At 47.2% G+C, this 20,295-nt stretch carries 15 protein-coding genes; all 15 read left to right on the top strand.

Going from position 1 to position 20,295, the window contains the following annotated elements; translation table 11 throughout:
* The first annotated feature begins 65 nt into the window (after positions 1 to 65).
* The 15 genes from MKX40_RS18195 to MKX40_RS18125 all read left to right on the top strand — a co-directional run bounded on the left by MKX40_RS18195 (position 66) and on the right by MKX40_RS18125 (position 20,178).
* Entirely contained in the window at positions 66 to 1,580 is a 1,515-nt protein-coding gene (locus MKX40_RS18195) for a carboxypeptidase M32 (RefSeq protein ID WP_339234696.1), read from the top strand.
* Between the two features lie 160 nt (positions 1,581 to 1,740).
* Positions 1,741 to 2,745, top strand: coding sequence for an ABC transporter substrate-binding protein (locus tag MKX40_RS18190; RefSeq protein WP_339234694.1), 1,005 nt, complete (start codon positions 1,741 to 1,743; stop codon positions 2,743 to 2,745).
* A gap of 28 nt (positions 2,746 to 2,773) precedes the next feature.
* Positions 2,774 to 3,568, top strand: a complete 795-nt coding sequence (locus MKX40_RS18185) for an ABC transporter ATP-binding protein (protein ID WP_339234693.1) — start codon at positions 2,774 to 2,776, stop codon at positions 3,566 to 3,568.
* A gap of 38 nt (positions 3,569 to 3,606) precedes the next feature.
* Positions 3,607 to 4,398, top strand: coding sequence for an ABC transporter permease (locus tag MKX40_RS18180; RefSeq protein WP_339243127.1), 792 nt, complete (start codon positions 3,607 to 3,609; stop codon positions 4,396 to 4,398).
* A 346-nt stretch (positions 4,399 to 4,744) separates the two neighbouring features.
* The gene (locus MKX40_RS18175) at positions 4,745 to 5,722 is read left to right on the top strand and encodes an aromatic acid exporter family protein (protein ID WP_124116373.1); all 978 of its coding nucleotides are present in this window, start codon (positions 4,745 to 4,747) and stop codon (positions 5,720 to 5,722) included.
* A gap of 75 nt (positions 5,723 to 5,797) precedes the next feature.
* The gene (locus MKX40_RS18170) at positions 5,798 to 6,358 is read left to right on the top strand and encodes an outer spore coat protein CotE (protein WP_339234691.1); all 561 of its coding nucleotides are present in this window, start codon (positions 5,798 to 5,800) and stop codon (positions 6,356 to 6,358) included.
* A gap of 201 nt (positions 6,359 to 6,559) precedes the next feature.
* Positions 6,560 to 7,810: a hypothetical protein gene (locus MKX40_RS18165; protein WP_339234689.1), complete on the top strand. Its 1,251-nt coding sequence runs from the start codon at positions 6,560 to 6,562 to the stop codon at positions 7,808 to 7,810.
* 203 nt (positions 7,811 to 8,013) lie between these two features.
* Entirely contained in the window at positions 8,014 to 10,824 is a 2,811-nt protein-coding gene (mutS, locus tag MKX40_RS18160) for a DNA mismatch repair protein MutS (protein ID WP_339234688.1), read from the top strand.
* A gap of 21 nt (positions 10,825 to 10,845) precedes the next feature.
* A complete protein-coding gene (gene mutL, locus MKX40_RS18155) occupies positions 10,846 to 13,047 on the top strand; it encodes a DNA mismatch repair endonuclease MutL (protein WP_339234686.1) in 2,202 nt (733 codons plus the stop codon).
* A 17-nt stretch (positions 13,048 to 13,064) separates the two neighbouring features.
* On the top strand, positions 13,065 to 13,850 hold the full coding sequence (locus tag MKX40_RS18150; RefSeq protein WP_339234685.1) for a class I SAM-dependent methyltransferase: 786 nt from the start codon (positions 13,065 to 13,067) through the stop codon (positions 13,848 to 13,850).
* A complete protein-coding gene (miaA, locus tag MKX40_RS18145) occupies positions 13,831 to 14,787 on the top strand; it encodes a tRNA (adenosine(37)-N6)-dimethylallyltransferase MiaA (protein WP_339234684.1) in 957 nt (318 codons plus the stop codon). Before MKX40_RS18150 ends, miaA begins: the two co-directional genes overlap by 20 nt.
* Before the next feature lie 373 nt (positions 14,788 to 15,160).
* Positions 15,161 to 15,403: an RNA chaperone Hfq gene (gene hfq / locus MKX40_RS18140; RefSeq protein ID WP_017687918.1), complete on the top strand. Its 243-nt coding sequence runs from the start codon at positions 15,161 to 15,163 to the stop codon at positions 15,401 to 15,403.
* Between the two features lie 169 nt (positions 15,404 to 15,572).
* The gene (locus MKX40_RS18135; RefSeq protein ID WP_339234682.1) at positions 15,573 to 18,245 is read left to right on the top strand and encodes a PBP1A family penicillin-binding protein; all 2,673 of its coding nucleotides are present in this window, start codon (positions 15,573 to 15,575) and stop codon (positions 18,243 to 18,245) included.
* Between the two features lie 287 nt (positions 18,246 to 18,532).
* Entirely contained in the window at positions 18,533 to 19,096 is a 564-nt protein-coding gene (locus tag MKX40_RS18130; protein WP_062835000.1) for a DUF402 domain-containing protein, read from the top strand.
* 110 nt (positions 19,097 to 19,206) lie between these two features.
* Positions 19,207 to 20,178 carry an AAA family ATPase gene (locus MKX40_RS18125; RefSeq protein ID WP_062834999.1) on the top strand — a complete coding sequence of 324 codons (972 nt, stop codon included), beginning with the start codon at positions 19,207 to 19,209 and terminating at the stop codon, positions 20,176 to 20,178.
* Positions 20,179 to 20,295 lie beyond the last annotated feature (117 nt).

Here is a 20,295-nt window from a genome sequence, read left to right as displayed (position 1 = left end):
ATACGCAATAGGAAAAGTATCATCAATAGGTGAGTAAACTTTTTTTGAAGAGGTGAACGATAACAATGGATAAACAAACACAGGAACATTTGGAATCCTTCCGTAATCTGGCTCGTAAAATCAAGAGCTATCATGAAGCCATTGGTTTGCTTCACTGGGATCTGCGCACAGGTGCGCCCAAAAAAGGCGTTCCGACTCGTTCAGAGACGCTGGGTATGTTGTCCACCGAAGCATTCAAGCTGCAAACCTCGGCTGACATGAAAACCTACCTGGATGCATTGACTACTCCAGCAGTATTGGAACAACTCGAAGATATAGATCGTCGTCTGGTTGAAGATTGCAAGAAAGAGTATGATCGCAGTCAATCCGTACCACCTGAGAAAGTGCAAGCCTATACCGTACTCACGGCCAAATCCGAAACTGCTTGGGAAGATGCCAAGCATAACAGTGATTTTGCAGGGTTCTCCCCATATCTGACAGATATCGTTAAGCTCAAACAAGAGTTTATTGATTATTGGGGTGTAAAGGATACGCGTTACGATACGCTGCTTGATATGTACGAACCGGATCTGACCGTTGAAAAAGTGGATGCTGTATTTGCTCGGCTCAAAGCACGTTTGGTGCCTTTGCAAGAGAAAATTAATGCTTCTGACAACCAGCCCAATACAGAGTTCCTGAATCAGTTGTTTGACACCAAACAGCAGGAGAAGTTCAGTCTGTTCATCTTGGAACAAATGGGCTATGACTTTGAAGCTGGACGCTTGGACGAGAGTGTGCATCCTTTTGCAACGGGGCTTAACCCGGGTGATGTGCGGATCACAACACATTACCTGCAGGATGATGTAGCAAGCGCAGTCTTCAGTTCACTGCATGAGGGCGGACATGCCCTGTATGAGCAAAATATTGATGACAGTCTGGCGGGTACCCTTCTGGCTGAAGGAACGTCCATGGGAATTCATGAGTCTCAGTCCCGTCTTTGGGAGAACATGATTGGTCGCAGCCTGCCATTCTGGGAACGCTATTACAAAGATTTGCAGCAGCATTTCCCGCAACTGAGCGAAGTTGAACTGGAAGATTTCTATCGTGCAATCAACCGGGTGGAGAGTTCACTCATTCGGATTGAAGCGGATGAACTGACCTATAATCTGCACATTATTATCCGGTATGAGATTGAAAAAATGTTATTCAACGATGGCTTGGAAGTGAAGGATCTGCCAGAGACCTGGAATGCGAAATACAAGGAATACCTTGGTATTATGCCAACGAATGATGGAGAGGGCGTTCTGCAGGATGTTCACTGGTCTGGTGGCGACTTTGGATACTTTGCTTCGTATTCTCTGGGCAATATGTATGCAGCACAAATTCTACATACATTGCGTAAGGAAATGCCGGAGTTTGATACCCTCATTGCCGAAGGTAATCTGATTCCGATTAAGGAATGGCTTACAGACAAGATCTACCGGCATGGGAAAAGTCGGACACCTTCTGAATTGATTGTTGCCGTAACGGGTGAAGAATTGAACCCGGATTATCTTGCTGATTACCTGGAAGCTAAATACGCCGAGATCTACAAGTTGTAGGTATCACATATATAACGTATTGAATAGCATTATGAAGAGCGGAAGAGTCGGGCATCATTGCCCGGCTCTTTTTTTGCATTCAAGTTCTTAACCTTTTGTTGGGCAGCAGCATATCCATAATAGAGAGAAACTGCTCAAACCTGTGAAGGAGGGAAACAACATGAAATACACGCCATGGTTCGTCCGGGGCATCGTTATCCTGCTGATTATCATTGTGGCGCTTACCAGCTGTAATAAGGAAGAGAATGAAGCCAAAATTACGATTGGCGAAGTGACTCGTTCGGTATTTTACGCACCGGAGTATGTGGCTGTGGCTCAAGGCTTTTTTGAGGAGCAGGGACTTGAGGTGGATATTCAGACGACTGCTGGCGGTGACAAAACAATGGCGGCATTACTCGCAGGTTCGGTGGATATCGCCTTGGTAGGAGCGGAAACGTCCATATACGTCTATCAGCAGGGAGCGGAAGATCCGGTCATTAACTTTGCTCAACTCACCCAGACGGATGGTACTTTTCTGTTCGCACGTAACCCAGAAGGCAGCTTCGATTGGGAGCAACTGAGGGATTCCACATTTTTAGGACAGCGCAAAGGCGGCATGCCGCAAATGGCAGGGGAGTTCGCATTGAACAAACATGGCATTAATCCGCAGAGTGATCTGGAGCTGATTCAGAATGTGGACTTTGCCAACATTGCATCTGCTTTCGCCTCAGGCACGGGAGATTATGTTCAACTATTTGAACCCCAGGCATCGATCTTTGAACAAGAAGGTCGAGGTAAGGTTGTAGCATCGTTTGGAGCAGAAAGTGGTGATCTGCCCTACACGGTTTTCATGACGAAACAGAGCTATATTAACGACAACAAGGATATCGTGCAAAAGTTTACGTACGGTCTGCACAAAGCACAAGCGTGGGTAGATTCACATACGGCTGAAGAGGTTGCAGAAGTCATTACTCCTTTCTTCAAAGACATTGATCCAGCCATTCTGGTCAGCAGTGTAAACCGTTATAAAGAACAGGGCAGCTACGCTACGGACCCGATCATTGATGAGGAAGAGTGGAACAATCTGCTTGATGTTATGAGTGCTGCCGGAGAGCTGAAAGAACGCGTGGATATGAATGCAATTGTGGATAATGTCTATGCGAAAGAAGCTGCAAATTCAAAGTAATGGGTATTCAGGAAAGGAAGTGAGCAGAATGCCTGAATCCGAAAGTGTGATCCGACTGGAGGGGATCTCTCAAGTATACGTCAGCGAGCGGGAAGCTTCATTGGTGATTGAAGACTTGAGTCTGGAGATCCAAAAAGGAGAGTTCGTCAGCCTCGTTGGACCGAGCGGATGCGGGAAAACGACATTGTTGTCGATCATCGCCGGGCTGCTCACACCCACCCGAGGAGAGGTTAAGGTTAAGGGGAAACTCGTTGGCGGTCCCTCCGCACAGATTGGTTATATGCTTCAACAGGACTATCTGTTTCCATGGCGGACCATTCTCGATAATGCATTGATTGGTCTTGAACTGACAGGCAGATTGGATGTACGGAGTCGTGAGCGTGTACGGGAACTGCTGATCAGTATGGGCTTGGCCGGAACAGAGAATCAGTACCCTTCAGAGCTTTCAGGGGGCATGAGACAGCGGGTGGCTCTGGTGCGCACGCTGGCAACCGACCCGGGAATTTTATTGTTGGATGAACCATTCTCGGCACTCGATTATCAAACCAAGTTGCAATTGGAAGATCTGGTCTCGGACACGTTAAAACAGTTTGGCAAAACCTCTGTACTCGTCACCCATGATTTGTCTGAAGCCATTGCAGTCAGTGATCGCGTCATTGTACTTGATCGCAATCCTGGGCGCATTCGTCGTGAATTTATCATTCCCGATGAAATTCGGAAGGCTCAGCCATTCCATGCCAGGGAGCAAGAAGGGTTCAATGCATTGTTTCAGGCATTATGGAGTGAACTGGATCAGCCCGGGGGAGGTGAGAAAGACGCGTGAATCAAACGAATCCGAAGCAGGAAAAGCGTGACGAATGGATGGGACAGCTGCATCGGGATCATATTCAGCAGGTGGCCAGATGGCGACATCAAGTTCTTGCCGTACAGTTATCTATGCTCGTATGTATGTTCTTGTTATGGGAAGTGGCGGGCAGGCTCCGTTGGATCGATGTACTGTTATTCAGTTATCCAAGCAAGATATTTGCACAGATTGGCAAGGATATCGCTAGTGGCGAATTATGGGCGCATGTTGGGGTAACCGTAGGGGAAACGGCCGTTGGTTTTTTACTGGGGACACTCGTTGGAACTTTGCTTGCGGTTTTAATTTGGTGGTCTCCTTTTTTGTCCAAAGTGCTGGACCCCTATATGGTTGTGTTCAATAGTATGCCAAAGGTAGCACTCGGCCCAATCTTTATCGTTATGTTCGGCGCAGGTTTTACAGCCATTGTCATGACCACGTTGTCCATCACCGTCATTATTACAACACTGGTGGTGTATAACAGCTTTAATGAAGTGGATCCCAATTATATTAAAGTGATTCGTACGTTTGGTGGAGACCGTTCCGAGATTTTTACGAAAGTTGTATTGCCAGCTTCTTTTCCGGCGATTGTATCCACCTTGAAAGTGAATGTAGGCATGGCCTGGGTGGGTGTAATTGTAGGGGAGTTTTTGGTCGCCAAACAAGGGCTTGGTTATCTCATTATCTATGGATTCCAGGTATTCAACTTCACGCTTGTGTTATCAAGTCTGTTAATTATTGCAGCAGTTGCAACGGCCATGTATCAACTTGTTGTCTATGCAGAGCGCAAATTGCTGGCTGGGCGCAGATAATGTGGCTATGTTTTGTTCGTTTGATGAACGTTTATATATGTATACAATTTCACAAGGGGTGTCACGTTGCCCGATACCGTAAAATCAAGTACCATATTTAGTATGAATATTCCGCGCTGATCCGGAATGAATGCGATGATTGGAGAAGAGGGCCTTGAGGTTCTGTCGCAACGATTTAACTTGCCAGCGTCCCTCATTCGGGGCGTATTGCTGTGACCGGCATGCATGCGCATGTCGGTTGATGTCGTCTAGTTTACACTTGGACGAGACATACTAGTCATGATAAATGAATGAGGCGACGAGCTGGCTAACAATTTTTTACAGCTTAGAGGAGATGGAATGTTAAATGGGTTTTAGGGTAATTAAAACCGCAATCGCCGCATTAATGGCTGTGTTGATTGCGGACTGGTGCGGCTTGCCAGGACCAACCTCAGCAGGATTGCTTGCCATTCTTGGGGTGGATGTAACGAGAAAACGAAGTATTCGCACCATATCGGCGAGGTTCTTTGCTTCAGTCGTTGGACTTCTATTTGCAAGTGTACTTTTTCACTTTCTAGGATTCCATTACTGGGTACTGGCCGTATACATATTGATCGCATTCCCGGTTATTGTCCGGGTGGGCTTCAAGGAAGGTATTGTAACAGGTTCAGTCGTTGTGTTTCGCGTGTTCAGCGGCGGAGAGATGGACGTGAATGTTGTCCTCGTACAAATTGCTTTGTTACTGATTGGTCTTGGTTCCGCAATGGCGGTTAACCTGGCCTATATGCCAGCAGCAGATCCACAGATGCTGCGCATTCGTAAACGGATCGATGAACTCTTTTCGAAGATTTTCAAAGAATTCGCGGCGACGCTGCGTAATCCCAATGAAGCATGGGCGGGTAGAGAACTGATTGAAGCAGATAAAGCGATTCTGGGTGGTATTGATGCAGCCAAGCGTTCTCTGGAGAATCAGGTGATTCATCCGAATGAGGAATGGAGTGTCTACTTCTATATGCGCAAAACGCAGCTCGACTCCATCCAGCACATGATGCATCTGGTGTCCCAGATCTATCAGAAGATGCCACACGCGGAAATGGTCTCGGAACTGTTCGATCAGCTCAGTCAGGATGTACTTACTGAATCCTACACCGGACGAACTGAAAAACTTCTTGCGAATGTGCAAGAAGAATTCAAACGTATGGAGCTGCCGGATACAAGGGAAGAATTCGAGATTCGTTCCGCAATTCTCCAGTTGTGCCGTGAACTCGCGCTGTATCTGAAAGTCGCGAAGAAGGACAAAGCACCGTCCCCAATATCGGACCGGTCCCAATCTACAAACGAATAATAGAAAATAGTTGTCACCCTAGACGAATGCCCTGCATACACTTGTAGTGAATGATTGTATGGAGGAGGTTTAAAGATGTCATTGAGTCATAAACATCAATGTAGAGAGATTATCACGAAGGCGATCTGCGGCAAAGGTCGTAAGTTCTCTACCGTAACACATACCGTGACTCCGCCAAATGGTCCGACAAGTATTTTGGGGGCTTGGATTATCAACCACCAATATGAAGCCGTATCAGCGGGTGACGGAATTGAAGTTATTGGTACTTACGATATCAACATTTGGTATTCCTATGACAAGAATTCGCAGACGGATGTAGCCAAAGAAACGGTGTCGTATGTAGAACATGTGCCTTTGTCCTATCTGGACCCGAAACACCGGACTTCCACAGTGGAGGTATCTGCGGATGCAACGCAGGAACCTAGCTGTGTGGAAGCCACAGTATCGGCGGGTGGAAGCAGTGTAATTATCCGGGTAGAACGGGAATTCGCTGTAGAACTCGTTGCCGAAACCAAAGTTTGTGTGAAGGTCTGCACAGATGGTTGCGGTGATTACGAAGACAAGGATTATGAATTTGGCAGTGGTGATGGAGATTATGACGATCTCGATCCCGACCTGCTCGACGATGAGCTGTGAGATTGACTCAAGTATTTGATAACCTAAGGTATCATATGCGCCAGAAGGCGCGGTGAAGAGGGCGTAAGCCCTCTTTCTTCTTAAATATTGAAAAATGGGTGGTAACGAGCCTCGCAATGCGCATGGAATACCTTTCACGGGAAGGCTCCGCATTGCGGGGTTATTTTTATTTTGTTGCATGATCGGGTAGGGGGAGACGTCATGAATGTGATGGAACAAGCGGAGGAGGCATTACGCCGATATGAAAGGATGACCTCCGGAGAACGTACAGAACGGTTGAAACAGGCAGGCATTGAAGTATTGTCACTGCGCGATCGGCGCAAACGAGAACCAGGCTTGCGTGTACGCTATGATGTAGAGATAAGTTGTCTGCAGGCGATCCGGATCAAACGCAAGGATACGAGTGGCATGGGAGGGGCGCAGGAAACGCTGTTGGAGCGTGAAACGAGTTCAACCTTGTTTAAGCGCATAGAACGACTTGCGATCAAAACGCTGTACACACTGGGACTGGATCATGGAGCCGTTCGAATGGAATCCTCAGGGAATGGTGGTTGTGCAGTCATTTCGATCGATCCGAGTCCGTGGAAAGGGGTGACGAACCTTGCTGCAATCTACAGGGAAAGCTGGAAGCAGCATCAGGAACTGCTGGATGAGGAGCAGCGTCGCAGACCTATTCCCATACTTGGCATGGACCCTGAGTTTCTTCTGGTACAGATGCCGGAATCCAAAATCGTCCCCGCCTCCAGATTTCTGGAACGTACCGGAATGGCAGGCTGTGATTCCGTGACGATTGGTGGCCGACGCATCTACCCGGTTGCTGAATTACGGCCCGCTCCCAGCTCCGAACCAAGAGAGCTACTGGCTCATCTGATGAGGGCATTTGCAGCAGCTTCCCGCAGCATAAGCGATCACTCGCTCATCTGGCAGGCAGGGGGGATGCCACAGCGGGGGTTACCTCTTGGTGGTCATATTCATTTTAGCGGCGTGAACCTTACCGGGGAACTGCTCCGCACACTGGACAATTATCTGGCATTGCCACTGGCGTTTCTTCAGGACCCGCGTGGATCGGGAAGACGTCCACGTTATGGAGCGCTTGGTGATTTTCGCCTGAAATCCTACGGTGGGTTTGAGTATCGTACGTTACCCAGCTTTCTTGTGTCACCCCTTGTTGCAAAGGGCGTTGTGGCATTGGCAGGTTTAATCGCTAGCGGGTATACTCAATTACTGCGGCGTCCGTTGGAGAAAGCGGAGGTTCATACCGCTTTTTATGAAGGAAAGCGTGAAGTGATCAAGGAACACATTCCAGCTCTGGCAGATGATCTGAAGAGATTGGAGGGATATGCACGTTATGAACGGTATGCGTCTCCATTACTCCTTCAATTAAAATTGGGAAGAACCTGGGATGAGAGCCGGGATATCCGTAAACTCTGGAATATTCGGGCAGGTTCATGAAGAACGGACGTTTTTTTGATATAATAAGAAACAAGTCTTTTATAAGTAGTAATTACGGAAGATATGGAGCAGCAACCTTTGAAGGAAGTGGCGAATAGCCAAAACATAAGGCGGAGGCGCAAACACGGTGCCTGACCGTCTTATTGTCCTTCCAAGACGCGTTTCTTCCTGACATTATAGGAACGGGATGGAGGATATTCATCATGGCTCAGTATACGCCAATGATTCAACAATATTTGCAAGTGAAGGCCGAAGCACAAGATGCTTTTCTATTTTTTAGACTGGGCGACTTCTATGAAATGTTCTTCGAGGATGCGATTAATGCTGCCCGTGAACTTGAGATCACGCTGACTGCACGTAACGGAGGCACGGATGACAAAATTCCGATGTGCGGCGTACCTTATCATTCGGCTGACAATTACATACAGCGTCTGATTGAAAAAGGCTATAAAGTTGCGATATGTGAACAGATGGAAGATGCGAGTGTAACCAAAGGCATGGTACGACGTGAAATTGTTCGTGTGGTTACACCCGGAACGGTAATGGAAGGCAAAACACTAGGGGACAAATCCAACAACTACATGGTGTGTCTTACTGGTAATCAAAATACGCTCGCGCTCGCAGCCTGTGATCTGTCAACGGGTGAGTTGTATGTGACATCCGTACCCTATTCCAAGGAATGGCTTAAAGACGAAATCGGCATCTACGAACCATCGGAGCTGGTGGGGGATGCAGCGCTGCTTGAAACGGTAGAAGCCGAGGCATCTCCAATCGGTCGCCCTGTGGTCTACACGGCGTGGACAAAGAATAAGGAAGATCTGGTTCGTCAGCAGTTTGGTGAGGCTGTGTGGGCAAGATTAGAACCTGAACGTCAAGCGTGCATTGCACGTCTTTTCTCCTATCTGAGTGAGACACAGAAACGCTCTCTGGGACAATTAACCCAAATCTCAACGTATGAGCCAGATCATTATATGATCTTGGACCCGTTTACCCGCCGGAACCTGGAATTGGTTGAAACCGTGCGTGAACGCTCCAAAAAAGGTTCATTACTCTGGTTGCTTGATCGGACCGAGACGTCCATGGGTGCAAGAATGCTGCGTCGCTGGGTCGATAAGCCATTATTGCAAAAAGGGAAGATTAATGAGCGTCTTGAAGCAGTGGATACGTTGTACAACCAGTTTATATTGCGTGAGGACCTGCGGGCAGAACTCAAAGATATCTATGATCTGGAGCGCTTGGTTGGCCGGATTGCGTTTGGTAATGCCAATGGTCGTGACCTGAATGCGCTCAAATCATCACTGGAGAAAATTCCAGGACTTCGTCAGCATTGCTCAGGATCATCTTCCGCAACACTTCAGCATATTGCCGAAACGATGGATGATTGCAATGATCTGCGTGAAGCGATCGGGCAAGCCATTGTGGACGAGCCGCCTGTATCCGTAAGGGACGGAGGCCTGATTCGTGAAGGGTACCATGAACGTCTGGATGAATTGCGTGAGGCTTCGGTTAACGGGAAACAGTGGATTGCGGAGCTTGAAGCGCGAGAGCGTGAGGCGACAGGCATTCGATCGCTGAAGATTGGATATAACAAAGTGTTTGGTTATTATATCGAGATCACCAAGTCCAATCTGTCCTCACTGCCGGAGGGACGTTATGAACGTAAACAGACACTTGCCAATGCAGAACGTTACATTACGCCGGAGTTGAAGGAAAAAGAGACGCTTATTCTCGAAGCTCAGGACAAAATGGTTGATATTGAGTATGGACTGTTCGCAGAACTGCGCGAGCGGCTGAACAAAGAGATTGCAAGATTGCAAAAGCTGGCTGAACAGGTAGCCGAAATTGATGTGTATCAATCTTTTGCTGTGATTAGTGCTGAGCGAAACTTCGTACGGCCTACGCTGACCGACGGTTATGATCTGGTTGTGGAAGAAGGACGCCATCCGGTGGTCGAGGCGGTCATGCGAGATGGTGCATTTATTGCCAATCACACGGCAATGACCAAGGAAGAGGCCCGTATTCTGCTGATTACTGGACCGAATATGGCTGGTAAGAGCACCTATATGCGACAAGTCGCTTTAATTTCCATTTTGGCGCAAGTGGGTTGTTTTGTGCCTGCGTGTCAAGCGGAGGTGCCGATCATGGATCGCATTTTCACACGAATTGGTGCAGCGGATGATCTCATTGGTGGTCAAAGCACATTCATGGTGGAGATGGCTGACATTCAGGTCATGACGGACAAAGCAACACCACGCAGTCTGATTATAATCGATGAATTGGGACGGGGAACATCAACCAGTGAAGGCATGGCTATTGCTCAGTCTGTTATTGAATATGTACATGATATCATCGGCTGTAAAGCCCTCGTATCCACACATTTCCATGAGCTTGCTCATCTGGAGGAGAGTCTGGACAAGCTGGCTAACTACTCAATGGCGGTACAGGAGAGCGGTGACAAGGTTAATTTCCTGCGCAAATTGATTGCCGGAGCAGCCAGCAGCAGTTATGGTATCTATTGTGCACGCCTTGCAGGTCTGCCTGATAGCATTATTGAGCGGGCGAATGGACTGTTGCATGGATTCGAACATGCGGCTGCGCAAGTAGCGGTGGGTAGTGAATACATCGGCAACGAGAAGCAGGAAGCAGGCTTGAGATTAAAAGATGGAGAGCTCCAACACACGGATTCAGCTTCTATACTCCGGGAGCATGATACTGCGGAAAGTGCAGATTACACATCTCCTATTGAAGATTCAACCGGGGCTGGGAAGCAGCATACCAAGAAATCAAACAGCAAAGCACAGTCCAACGCAAGCCATTCGGATGTGGTTCAACTGTCCATCTTTGGGGATGATGAGCCGAACGTGGCAACGAAAACGGATGTAGTTGTAGTGGAAGATAAGCCAGCGCGAGAATTCATACGGACGATGAAAGATATCGATGTCATGAACATGACGCCTCTTCAGGCGATGCAGATATTAAATGATCTCAAATTGAAGGCACAGCAATTATCCTGAATATAAGGGAGGGGAAAACCTGTGGCGAAAATACATGTGCTAGATGAACATATTGCCAACCAGATTGCGGCTGGTGAGGTGGTCGAACGACCTGCTTCAGTCGTCAAGGAGTTGCTTGAAAACTCGGTGGATGCAGGCGCCACCAAGATTGAGGTGACGGTGGAAGAGGGCGGACTCCTCAGTATTCGTGTCAAAGACAATGGGTCAGGTATCGAGCCAGAGGATATGGAAACGGCCTTTTATCGTCATGCAACCAGCAAAATAGCCCATGGACGAGATCTGTTCCAGATCACAAGTCTTGGATTTCGCGGGGAAGCCCTGGCGAGTATTGCCGCAGTCTCCAAGGTAGAGGTGTTATCGGCAAGTAACAATGACGGGCGGGGGCGCCGCATTGTAATTGAAGGCGGGAACCTTGTCTCTCATGAAGATGCAACCTCGCCCCAAGGTACAGATTTTGTAGTGAAAGAACTTTTTTACAATACACCAGCCAGACTCAAATATATGAAAACGATCCAGACGGAACTCGGACATATATCTGATGTTCTATACCGAATGGCGATGTCGCATCCAAACATTTCGTTCAGATTGCGCCATAATGAGAATGTGTTGCTTCAGACGCTGGGTAACGGCGATCTGCTGCAAGTGGTTGCAGCCATCTATGGGACAAGTGCTGCCAAAGCGATGCTTCCTATTCAGGGTGAAAGTCTGGATTACCGGGTGAGCGGGCTGATCAGCCTGCCAGAATGGACACGAGCGAATCGTGGTGGTATGTCGACGATCGTTAATGGGCGATTTGTTCGCAATTACGGTCTCAATCAGGCGATTCTCAAATCCTACCATACCTTGCTGCCCATCAATCGCTTCCCGCTTGTCGTGGTGCAGTTGGAGATGCATCCCTCTCTTGTGGATGTGAACGTGCATCCGGCCAAGTTGGAAGTACGTTTTAGCAAGGAACCAGAACTCTATGAATTTGTGGAGACGACGTTGAGGGGGATCCTCCGGCAGGAAGTATTGATTCCGCAGGTCAAGAAGCAGCAGATTCGACGTGGAGATGATAGTTCCTTTATCCAGGAACAATTCCTCTTTCCGCGTGGTCCGCTGAAAGACCAGTCTGATGCAGAAGGCTATGGACAACAAGGTCCACTCGGGAAACCTTCTAATGCATTGTTAAAGTTAAATACGGAAGATGATGATCTGGATGCTCCGGCGGATCTTTCCGCAGTACAACCGGTAGCTGAAAACGGACAGACAATGCCGCTGCCCGAAGCTCCACCTGAGGTTACACACCCCCCTGAGCAGTTAGAAAGTTGGAACGGGCATATTTTGCAGAAGGGGTCGAGTCATGATGGAGGGCAGACAAATGCTAACGTGCAGGAAGCTACTAAAGAGGTAAGTACAAGTTCTTCCGAAGCTTCTCCAAAGTCTGATCTTTCTTCTCAAGATCGTGTAGCAGCAGAGAAACCGCTGACTGATGGCAAACCGACTACCTACCAGTCCGATCCCGTAACTTTGCCGGTTAGGGAAGCACGTTCACCCTACAATCCGTCTTCGAGTGCGAGAACTGAACGGACGTGGAAAACTTCAGGTTTGCCTGATGCCACTAAACTTGCTGCTGCCATTAAATCGGATGCATCCATGCCGGCATTTCCGGAGCTGAGCCTCATTGGACAGCATCATGGTACGTATTTAATCGCGCAAAATGACCAAGGTTTATATTTGATTGACCAGCACGCCGCTCATGAACGTGTGAATTATGAATATTATTACGAGAAATTCGGTAATCCTGCTCAGGCCTCACAAGAGTTACTGCTGCCGATTACCTTGGAATTCACACCTTCGGAGACGGAAAAGCTGAAAACAAGGCTGGCCTGGTTCGAGCAGGCCGGTGTATATTTGGAGCATTTTGGTGGACAGACGTTCCGTGTTCGTTCCCATCCATTCTGGTTCCCCAAAGGGGATGAGAAGGACATTATCGAAGAGATGTCCGAATGGGTTCTAAGCGAACGCAGCATAGATGTGGCCAAGATGCGAGAAGCTGCATCCATCATGTGTTCCTGCAAGGCGTCCATCAAAGCCAATCAGAAGCTGACGGATCAGGAAGCAGAAGTGCTGATTCAGCGTCTGGGTTCATGTCGTCAGCCCTACACCTGTCCACATGGGCGGCCGATTGTGGTTTCATTTTCAACGTATGATCTGGAAAAATTATTTAAACGAGTGATGTAGCTATTTAGGGGGACATTATGTACATTACAACCGGTGACAAGGAGATTGCCTCTCAGGTGGAGCGTGCGCGTAAACTCGCCGAAACGACAGGAGGTACCTACGTACCGCGCAATAGAACGTCTTTACCCAAACTGATTGAACATTATGGTATCAATGAAATACTAGTGGTACTCAATGGCAGAGCCCGTCTGTTTCGCAAAGATGCAACGGAGCTTGAATTTCACCCCAGTATGGGATTTGTTCGCGCTAAACGTGTTCTAAGAGGCGAAGCTGATCCCATGCTGGAAGCTGGTGCGGTACTTGAAGGAGACACCATTGTTGATTGTACCGCTGGACTTGGTTCTGATGCGTTGGTATTTTCGGTTGCGGCTGGGTTGAGTGGACGGGTCATCGCCTGCGAAAGTTCTCAACCACTCTATACACTGTTGCTGGAGGGCATGTCGCATTATAAGAGCAATCAACCCTTGGTGGATGAGGCTTTTCGGCGCATAGATCTGCGGCATGTGGATCATCTTGATTTACTGCGTTCCATGCCAGATCGAAGCTGTGACACTGTATATTTTGACCCCATGTTCCGTGAACCGATGATGGATTCTAGTGCGATACAGCCCTTGCGAGATTATGCGAATGCTCATGCGCTGGATGAAGAGAGCATAATGGAAGCGAGACGGGTCGCCCGTAAAAGGGTAGTGATGAAAGAAAAGCGCGGCAGCGCGGAGTTTGACAGGCTCGGATTTGAAATACTTGATCGAGCGAATGCAAAAACCCTGTACGGAGTGATTAATGTTGAACGTGGAAGTTAAACCAAAACCCAAACTGCTTGTGCTGGTTGGACCAACAGCAGTAGGCAAAACAAGAATGAGCATCGAGCTTGCCCAAGCTTTCGATTGTGAGATTATCTCAGGGGATTCGATGCAGGTATATCGTGAAATGGATATCGGAACTGCTAAAATTACCTCTGAAGAAATGAAGGGTGTACCTCATCATCTCATTGATATTCATGAACCGGAGTACCCTTACTCCGTGGCCGAGTTCCAAGAGAGCTGCACCCGATTGATTAGTGAAATCCATGAACGTGGTAAAATGCCTTTTATTGTAGGTGGCACCGGTCTGTATGTGGAATCGGTATGTTACGGCTTCCAATTTTCCGATAGTGGTTCGGATGAAGCGTTCAGGGAGCAACAATTCAGCTATGCGGAGCAATATGGCGCACAGGCCCTTCATGATCGTCTAAGGGGAGTTGATCCGGTCAGTGCAGATCGTCTGCATCCGAATGACCAAAGGCGAATTGTGCGTGCGCTTGAGATTCATCACCTCACAGGCGAGAAGTGGTCTGATCAGCTGGCAGTACAGAAGAAAGAGTCGCCTTATGACCTTCTTATTGTTGGTTTGACAATGGATCGGCAGAAGTTATACGCCCGGGTAGAAGAGCGGATTGATCTGATGATCGAACAAGGTCTGGTAGATGAGGTGAAATCCTTGTTGGAACGGGGCGTGGCGAGAGGTCATATTTCCATGCAAGGGCTGGGATATAAGGAAATTGCAGCGTTCTTGCAAGGGGAAGTGAGTTGGGAAGCTGCGGTTGAGTGGTTAAAGAGGGATACGCGCCGGTTTGCCAAAAGACAGTTGTCCTGGTTCCGCCATATGAAGGATATTGAATGGGTAGACATGACGGATACCCAGGATTTTGAAGGGAAATACAAGCAAATAAGTGAATTGATTACACAAAAATTTGATTGATTTGAGCGATGATTAGTATTCTTCTGACAGGTATCAAATAGATCGAGATATGTAAACCTCTACCTTTTGGTCATCAAAAGGATAGAGGTTTTTATGTATCACTAGAATAGGTGTAAGAGATTGACGATTCGCCAAACAATGAATAAATGAGCTTAAAAATGAAGGGTTTGTCCCTCTTTTGCAAAACTGGCAAGCGGTGTATAATGGATAAGTCTTCTATTTGTTTGCCTTGCCAAGAATGGGTGTAAAATAGCAGACAAGGGGTTTTTGTGGATTATATGAAACTGTTCATGATATAATAGCACGAAAGCTACTCAGCGATATTGAATATTACTTGAACACGAATTCAAATGAACCAATGGGGGTACGGCTAATGAACAAGTCCATCAACATCCAAGATACGTTCTTGAACCAACTGCGGAAAGAAAATATTCCTGCTACGGTCTATCTGACCAATGGCTTCCAAATCCGCGGGACGATCAAGGCATTTGACAATTTTACGATCGTCATTGACAGCGACGGACGCCAGCAAATGGTCTACAAGCATGCCATCTCCACGTTCACGCCGCAACGCAGCGTATCGCTGATGCAGCAAGATAATAGCGGCGAAGCTTAAAAAATTACGAAACCTTTTCACCAACCATTTCGTCTACAAGTATAGGTATTGAAACAGAGCAACCTGAATAAAGGGTTGTTCTTTTCATTCCGGGCAAAATATGTTTAATATATGTTTGAGCCGACAGACGAATAGAAATTATGCAACTGAAAGGGAGTCAGGAGGTAACATGCCAAACGATCCGTTGTCGAGGTCTAATAATCGCAACAACAATAACAAGTCACCCAAAAAAGCGAAGCCAAAGACCTCTAAAAAGAAAAAAATTACGGGTAAACGCGTTGGATGGACACTGTTTTTCACAATGGCAATCGCCATATTCTGTGCACTAGGCGGATATTTATTTATTATGGTGAGTGGTGAAAATCTGCTCAAAGCCAACAAGGACAAAACTACAATTAATGAAACTTCAAAAGTATATGATCGCAATGGCCAATTAATGGGGGAGCTATCCATTCAGAAGCTGGAACCCGTCAAAGAAGATGATATTCCTGAGCTGGTGAAGCAAGCCTTTGTTGCAACAGAGGATAAGCGATTCTACGATCATCAGGGCGTGGACATCTGGTCCATTGGGCGTGCGGCGGTTAAGGATGTCATGGCTCGTTCCATGGTGGAAGGTGGTAGTACACTAACCCAGCAGCTTGCCAAGAACATGTTCTTGTCCCGTGACAAAACGTTCTTCCGTAAAGCAACGGAAGTATCCATTGCCATGGCATTGGAGCGCAAGTACACCAAAGACGAAATCCTGACGATGTATCTGAACCGGATTTTCTTCGGTCATCAGCGTTACGGGATTAAAGCGGCATCTGAATTTTATTTTGGAGTTACCGATCTCAAAAAGTTGAAGTTGTGGCAAATTGCTACATTGGCAGCGATGCCGAAAGGCCCTTCTGCCTATAACCCGGTAAGCAATCCAAACGACTCCAAAGCACGCCGTGGTGTGGTATTGCAGCTGATGTATGAACAAGGCTACATCACCAAGGCGGAGATGGATGAAGCAAAAGAGATTAACTATAACTACAAGCGACCAGAGAAAGACATGAAGTATCAAGCCTTTATAGATTATGTGCTTCGTGAAGCTGAACGTGTAACAGGTAAAACGGAAGATGATCTGAATATTGGCGGATACAAAATCTATACAACCATGGATGCTCAGGCTCAAACAGCCATGGAAACTGCCTTTACAGACGATAGTCTGTTCGAGGCAAGTAAAGACGATCAACAGGTTCAAGGTTCCATGGTCATCATGAACCACGAGAATGGCAGTCTCGTTGCCCTCCTGGGTGGACGTGATTATCAGACTAAAGGTTATAGCCGTGTAACGCAGAGTCGAAGACAGCCGGGTTCTGCTTTTAAACCAATTGTGTCTTATGCACCGGCGCTTGAAACAGGAAACTACAGTGCCAACTCGGCGCTGAGCAATGCGAAGCAATGTTTTGGTAACTACTGTCCGGGTAATTTGCATGGATATTCTTCGACGATCAGTATGACAGATGCCATTACGAAATCGGAAAATATTCCTGCGGTTTGGTTGCTTGATAAAATCGGCGTTAACACAGGTATTAATTTTGCCAAGAGTGTAGGTATACAGCTGACAGATGAAGACAAAAACTTGGCAATTGCCCTTGGTGGTCTGAGTAAAGGGACAAATACACTGGAAATGGCGCAAGCCTATAGTGCATTTGCCAACCTCGGAGAATACCGTCAAGCCTATTCGATCAAGGAAATAAAGGATAGCGCAGGCAAAACAACGTATAAACACGATAACTCGGACACCACGCGTGTCATGAGCGAGCAAAATGCGTATCAGCTTACACAGATGCTGCAGAATGTTGTTAATGATGGTACGGGACGTTCGGCACGTCTGGATCGTCCGGTAGCGGGTAAAACAGGAACGGTTCAAAGTGGTATCTCTGGCAACAGTGCCAACCGTGATGTATGGTTCGTTGGATACACACCGGAATGGACTGCCGCAGTCTGGATGGGCTATGACAATCCGGATGCCAATCATATGCTTAAGAACAGCAGTAAGCTGTCAGCAGCTTTCTTTGCCAAAGTCATGGGGGATGCCTTAAAAGGCGTTCCAGTGAAGCAATTCAAAACACCGGCTGGAGGGCAGGCACCTCCGCCAGTAGAAGAACCAGAACAACCAGCACTATCCGTTAGTGGTCTGAGTGGATCATACGATCCAAATGCTCAAACCGTCTCACTGAGTTGGACTGGAACAGGTGACACGAGCACGCCATATCGGGTGTATCGTAAAGAAACCTCCGAAGGCCAGTTCACGCATCTCATTGATTCAGTGGGATCGACCAGTGCACAAGATTTAAGTGCATTGCCTGGCCTGACCTATGAGTACTATGTGACAGCTTACGACTTGGCATCAGGACAGGAGACGGATCCTTCGAACACCATTTCCCTGATGATTGAAGCGCAGGAAATGCCACCAGAGGAACCTGATCCTGGTATAGACCCTGGTACAGAAACAAATCCTGAGCAGCCAGGTACGGAAAATCCGGACAATGGTTCGCCGGATAATGGCAACTCGAACGGCAATAACGGAAATGGGAATGAAAATGGCAACAACGGAAATGGGAATGGTAATAACGGCAATAATGGAAACAATGGTAATAACGGCGGAGCCGGCCAAGGTAACGGTCAACCTGGTGGAGGAAACACGACCCCACCTGGTCAGGGGACAACAGAGCCAGGCGGTACAGGTGAAGGCTCTGATGATGGGGCCGTAACAACACCGGGCGAGGTTGTAACTCCAGACAGCGGAACGAGTGGTGACACTGGAGGAACAGACGAACCTGCAGATTCTCAAGCTGGAAATGGCGGCTAAACCAGTGAATAACTAAATAGCTGCATGAATTAAACTGCTTCCCGGAATTTCGGTGAAGCAGTTTTTTTGGTTATACGAACCTTCTTTAATAGAAGATCATTTAATGAATAGGTGGGACAAAGCTTGATTTTGAGTGTATACCTTAAATATGGTAAGCTGTAACTATTCGTAATACGTTGTGCAAGGTAGGCCCAGAGCGCTGGAATTTATCATGCGGACGTTATTACATTGTTCACCAATAACATCAGAGCAGGTCACGGACCTGTAGTCGGCAAAGAGGGGTTCGTATGAAACGGAAATTCGGGGACCGCGCGAACTGGCGCCGGATTACGAACCGACAATTCACATGCCGGTTCGTTCAATCCAAAATTTTCACAGGTTATATTACGTTGTACACCATACAGGATTTGAAAGAACCTCTGTGGAAAACATATGGAGGCAGTACCTTCTGTATTGCAGATAAAGGGTATTCCTGGCTGCAATACTACCCGAAGGGAGAGCATTTCGTTGTTACAGCGATGTTTGATGATCAGGAGCGGATTGTGGAATGGTATATTGATACATGTCGCAGTCAGGGGATAACCGATCAGGGGGTACCTTGGTTTGATGACCTGTATCTGGATGTCGTTGTGCTGAAAGATGGAGAGGTCTTTTTGCTGGATGAAGATGAGCTTGAAGATGCATTGTCGCGGAAGCATATTACGACAGGTGATTATGACTTGGCTAACAAGACGGCAAAGGAATTGCTGCATGCCATTGATGCACATGTATTCCCATACTTTCAGTTATCACTGAAGCATAGGCAGAGTTTGTTTGAGAACGGAGAGTTTCGAAAAAACATTCAGATCTAAGACATGTACCTAACCGTAGAATTCTTCATGATCCTTCTAATATTGGAGCGCCTGATAGAATACATTAATAATCAGGAGAGTTCAGCCCGATAAAATAGAGGTGATGGCGAATGAACGGACGGGTCATGGCTGCAGGAGAGCAACCAGGAGGCAGACCATCCAGACAAATTAATATTGTGTTGCGTAACCAGGAACCTCAGATGTTGGTCAAAGATGAGGCAGCGGCAGTACAGGCGGCCAAGAGCATAACCAAACATGCGCACTTCCAGGAGATACAGGGTGAATTGGAGCAGTTGGTTGGACTTGAAAATATCAAAGACCTGGTATTTGAGATCTATGCTTTCTTACAGATTGCTCAGATGCGTACCGAAGCAGGCTTACTTAGTGGTGCGCACGTGTATCATATGATCTTCAAAGGTAATCCGGGGACTGGTAAAACAACCGTGGCGAGGATTGTTGCCAAACTTTTTCAGAAGATGGGTGTGTTGAGTAAAGGTCATCTTATTGAAGTTGAGCGTGCGGATCTGGTTGGAGAATATATCGGTCACACGGCGCAGAAAACAAGAGATCTGGTCAAGAAGGCACTCGGTGGGATATTGTTCATTGATGAAGCCTACAGTTTGGCCCGCGGTGGAGAGAAGGATTTTGGCAAGGAAGCCATTGATACGCTTGTTAAGTCCATGGAAGATAACAAAAATCAGTTTATACTGATTCTTGCAGGGTACTCGGAAGAAATTGATTTTTTTCTTCAGACAAATCCCGGATTGCCTTCGCGCTTTCCCATTCAAGTGGAGTTTCCAGACTATAGCATTGATCAGTTGATTCAAATCTCTGAGATTATGGCCAAAGAGCGTGATTATATTCTAATGCCTCAGACCATACTCAAACTTAAGCAGCATTTGCTTCAGGAAAAAAATGATTCGCTGCATGCGTTCAGTAACGCCAGATACGTTCGTAATGCCATTGAGCGTTCGATCAGGCATCAGGCGGTTCGTTTGTTGGAACAATACTCGGAAGGCAGTCCAGGGAAACTGGAGCTGATGACAATCCGTACAGAGGATTTGAACTTTGAGCGAAAGTAAGCGATAATATAGTTTTTACACTAGCCGGCCGGGCCAACCGGTTCGGCTTAAGGCATGCCATGGCATATCTGTGGTAATGAATATCAACGAATTAGTAATTAGAGGGAGTGAACATAT

Origin of the sequence: Paenibacillus sp. FSL R5-0517 (genome assembly GCF_037974355.1) — a bacterium.
In the GTDB taxonomy this organism is placed as follows: Bacteria; Bacillota; Bacilli; order Paenibacillales; family Paenibacillaceae; genus Paenibacillus.
This window is presented reverse-complemented; position numbering and strand designations above follow the sequence as displayed.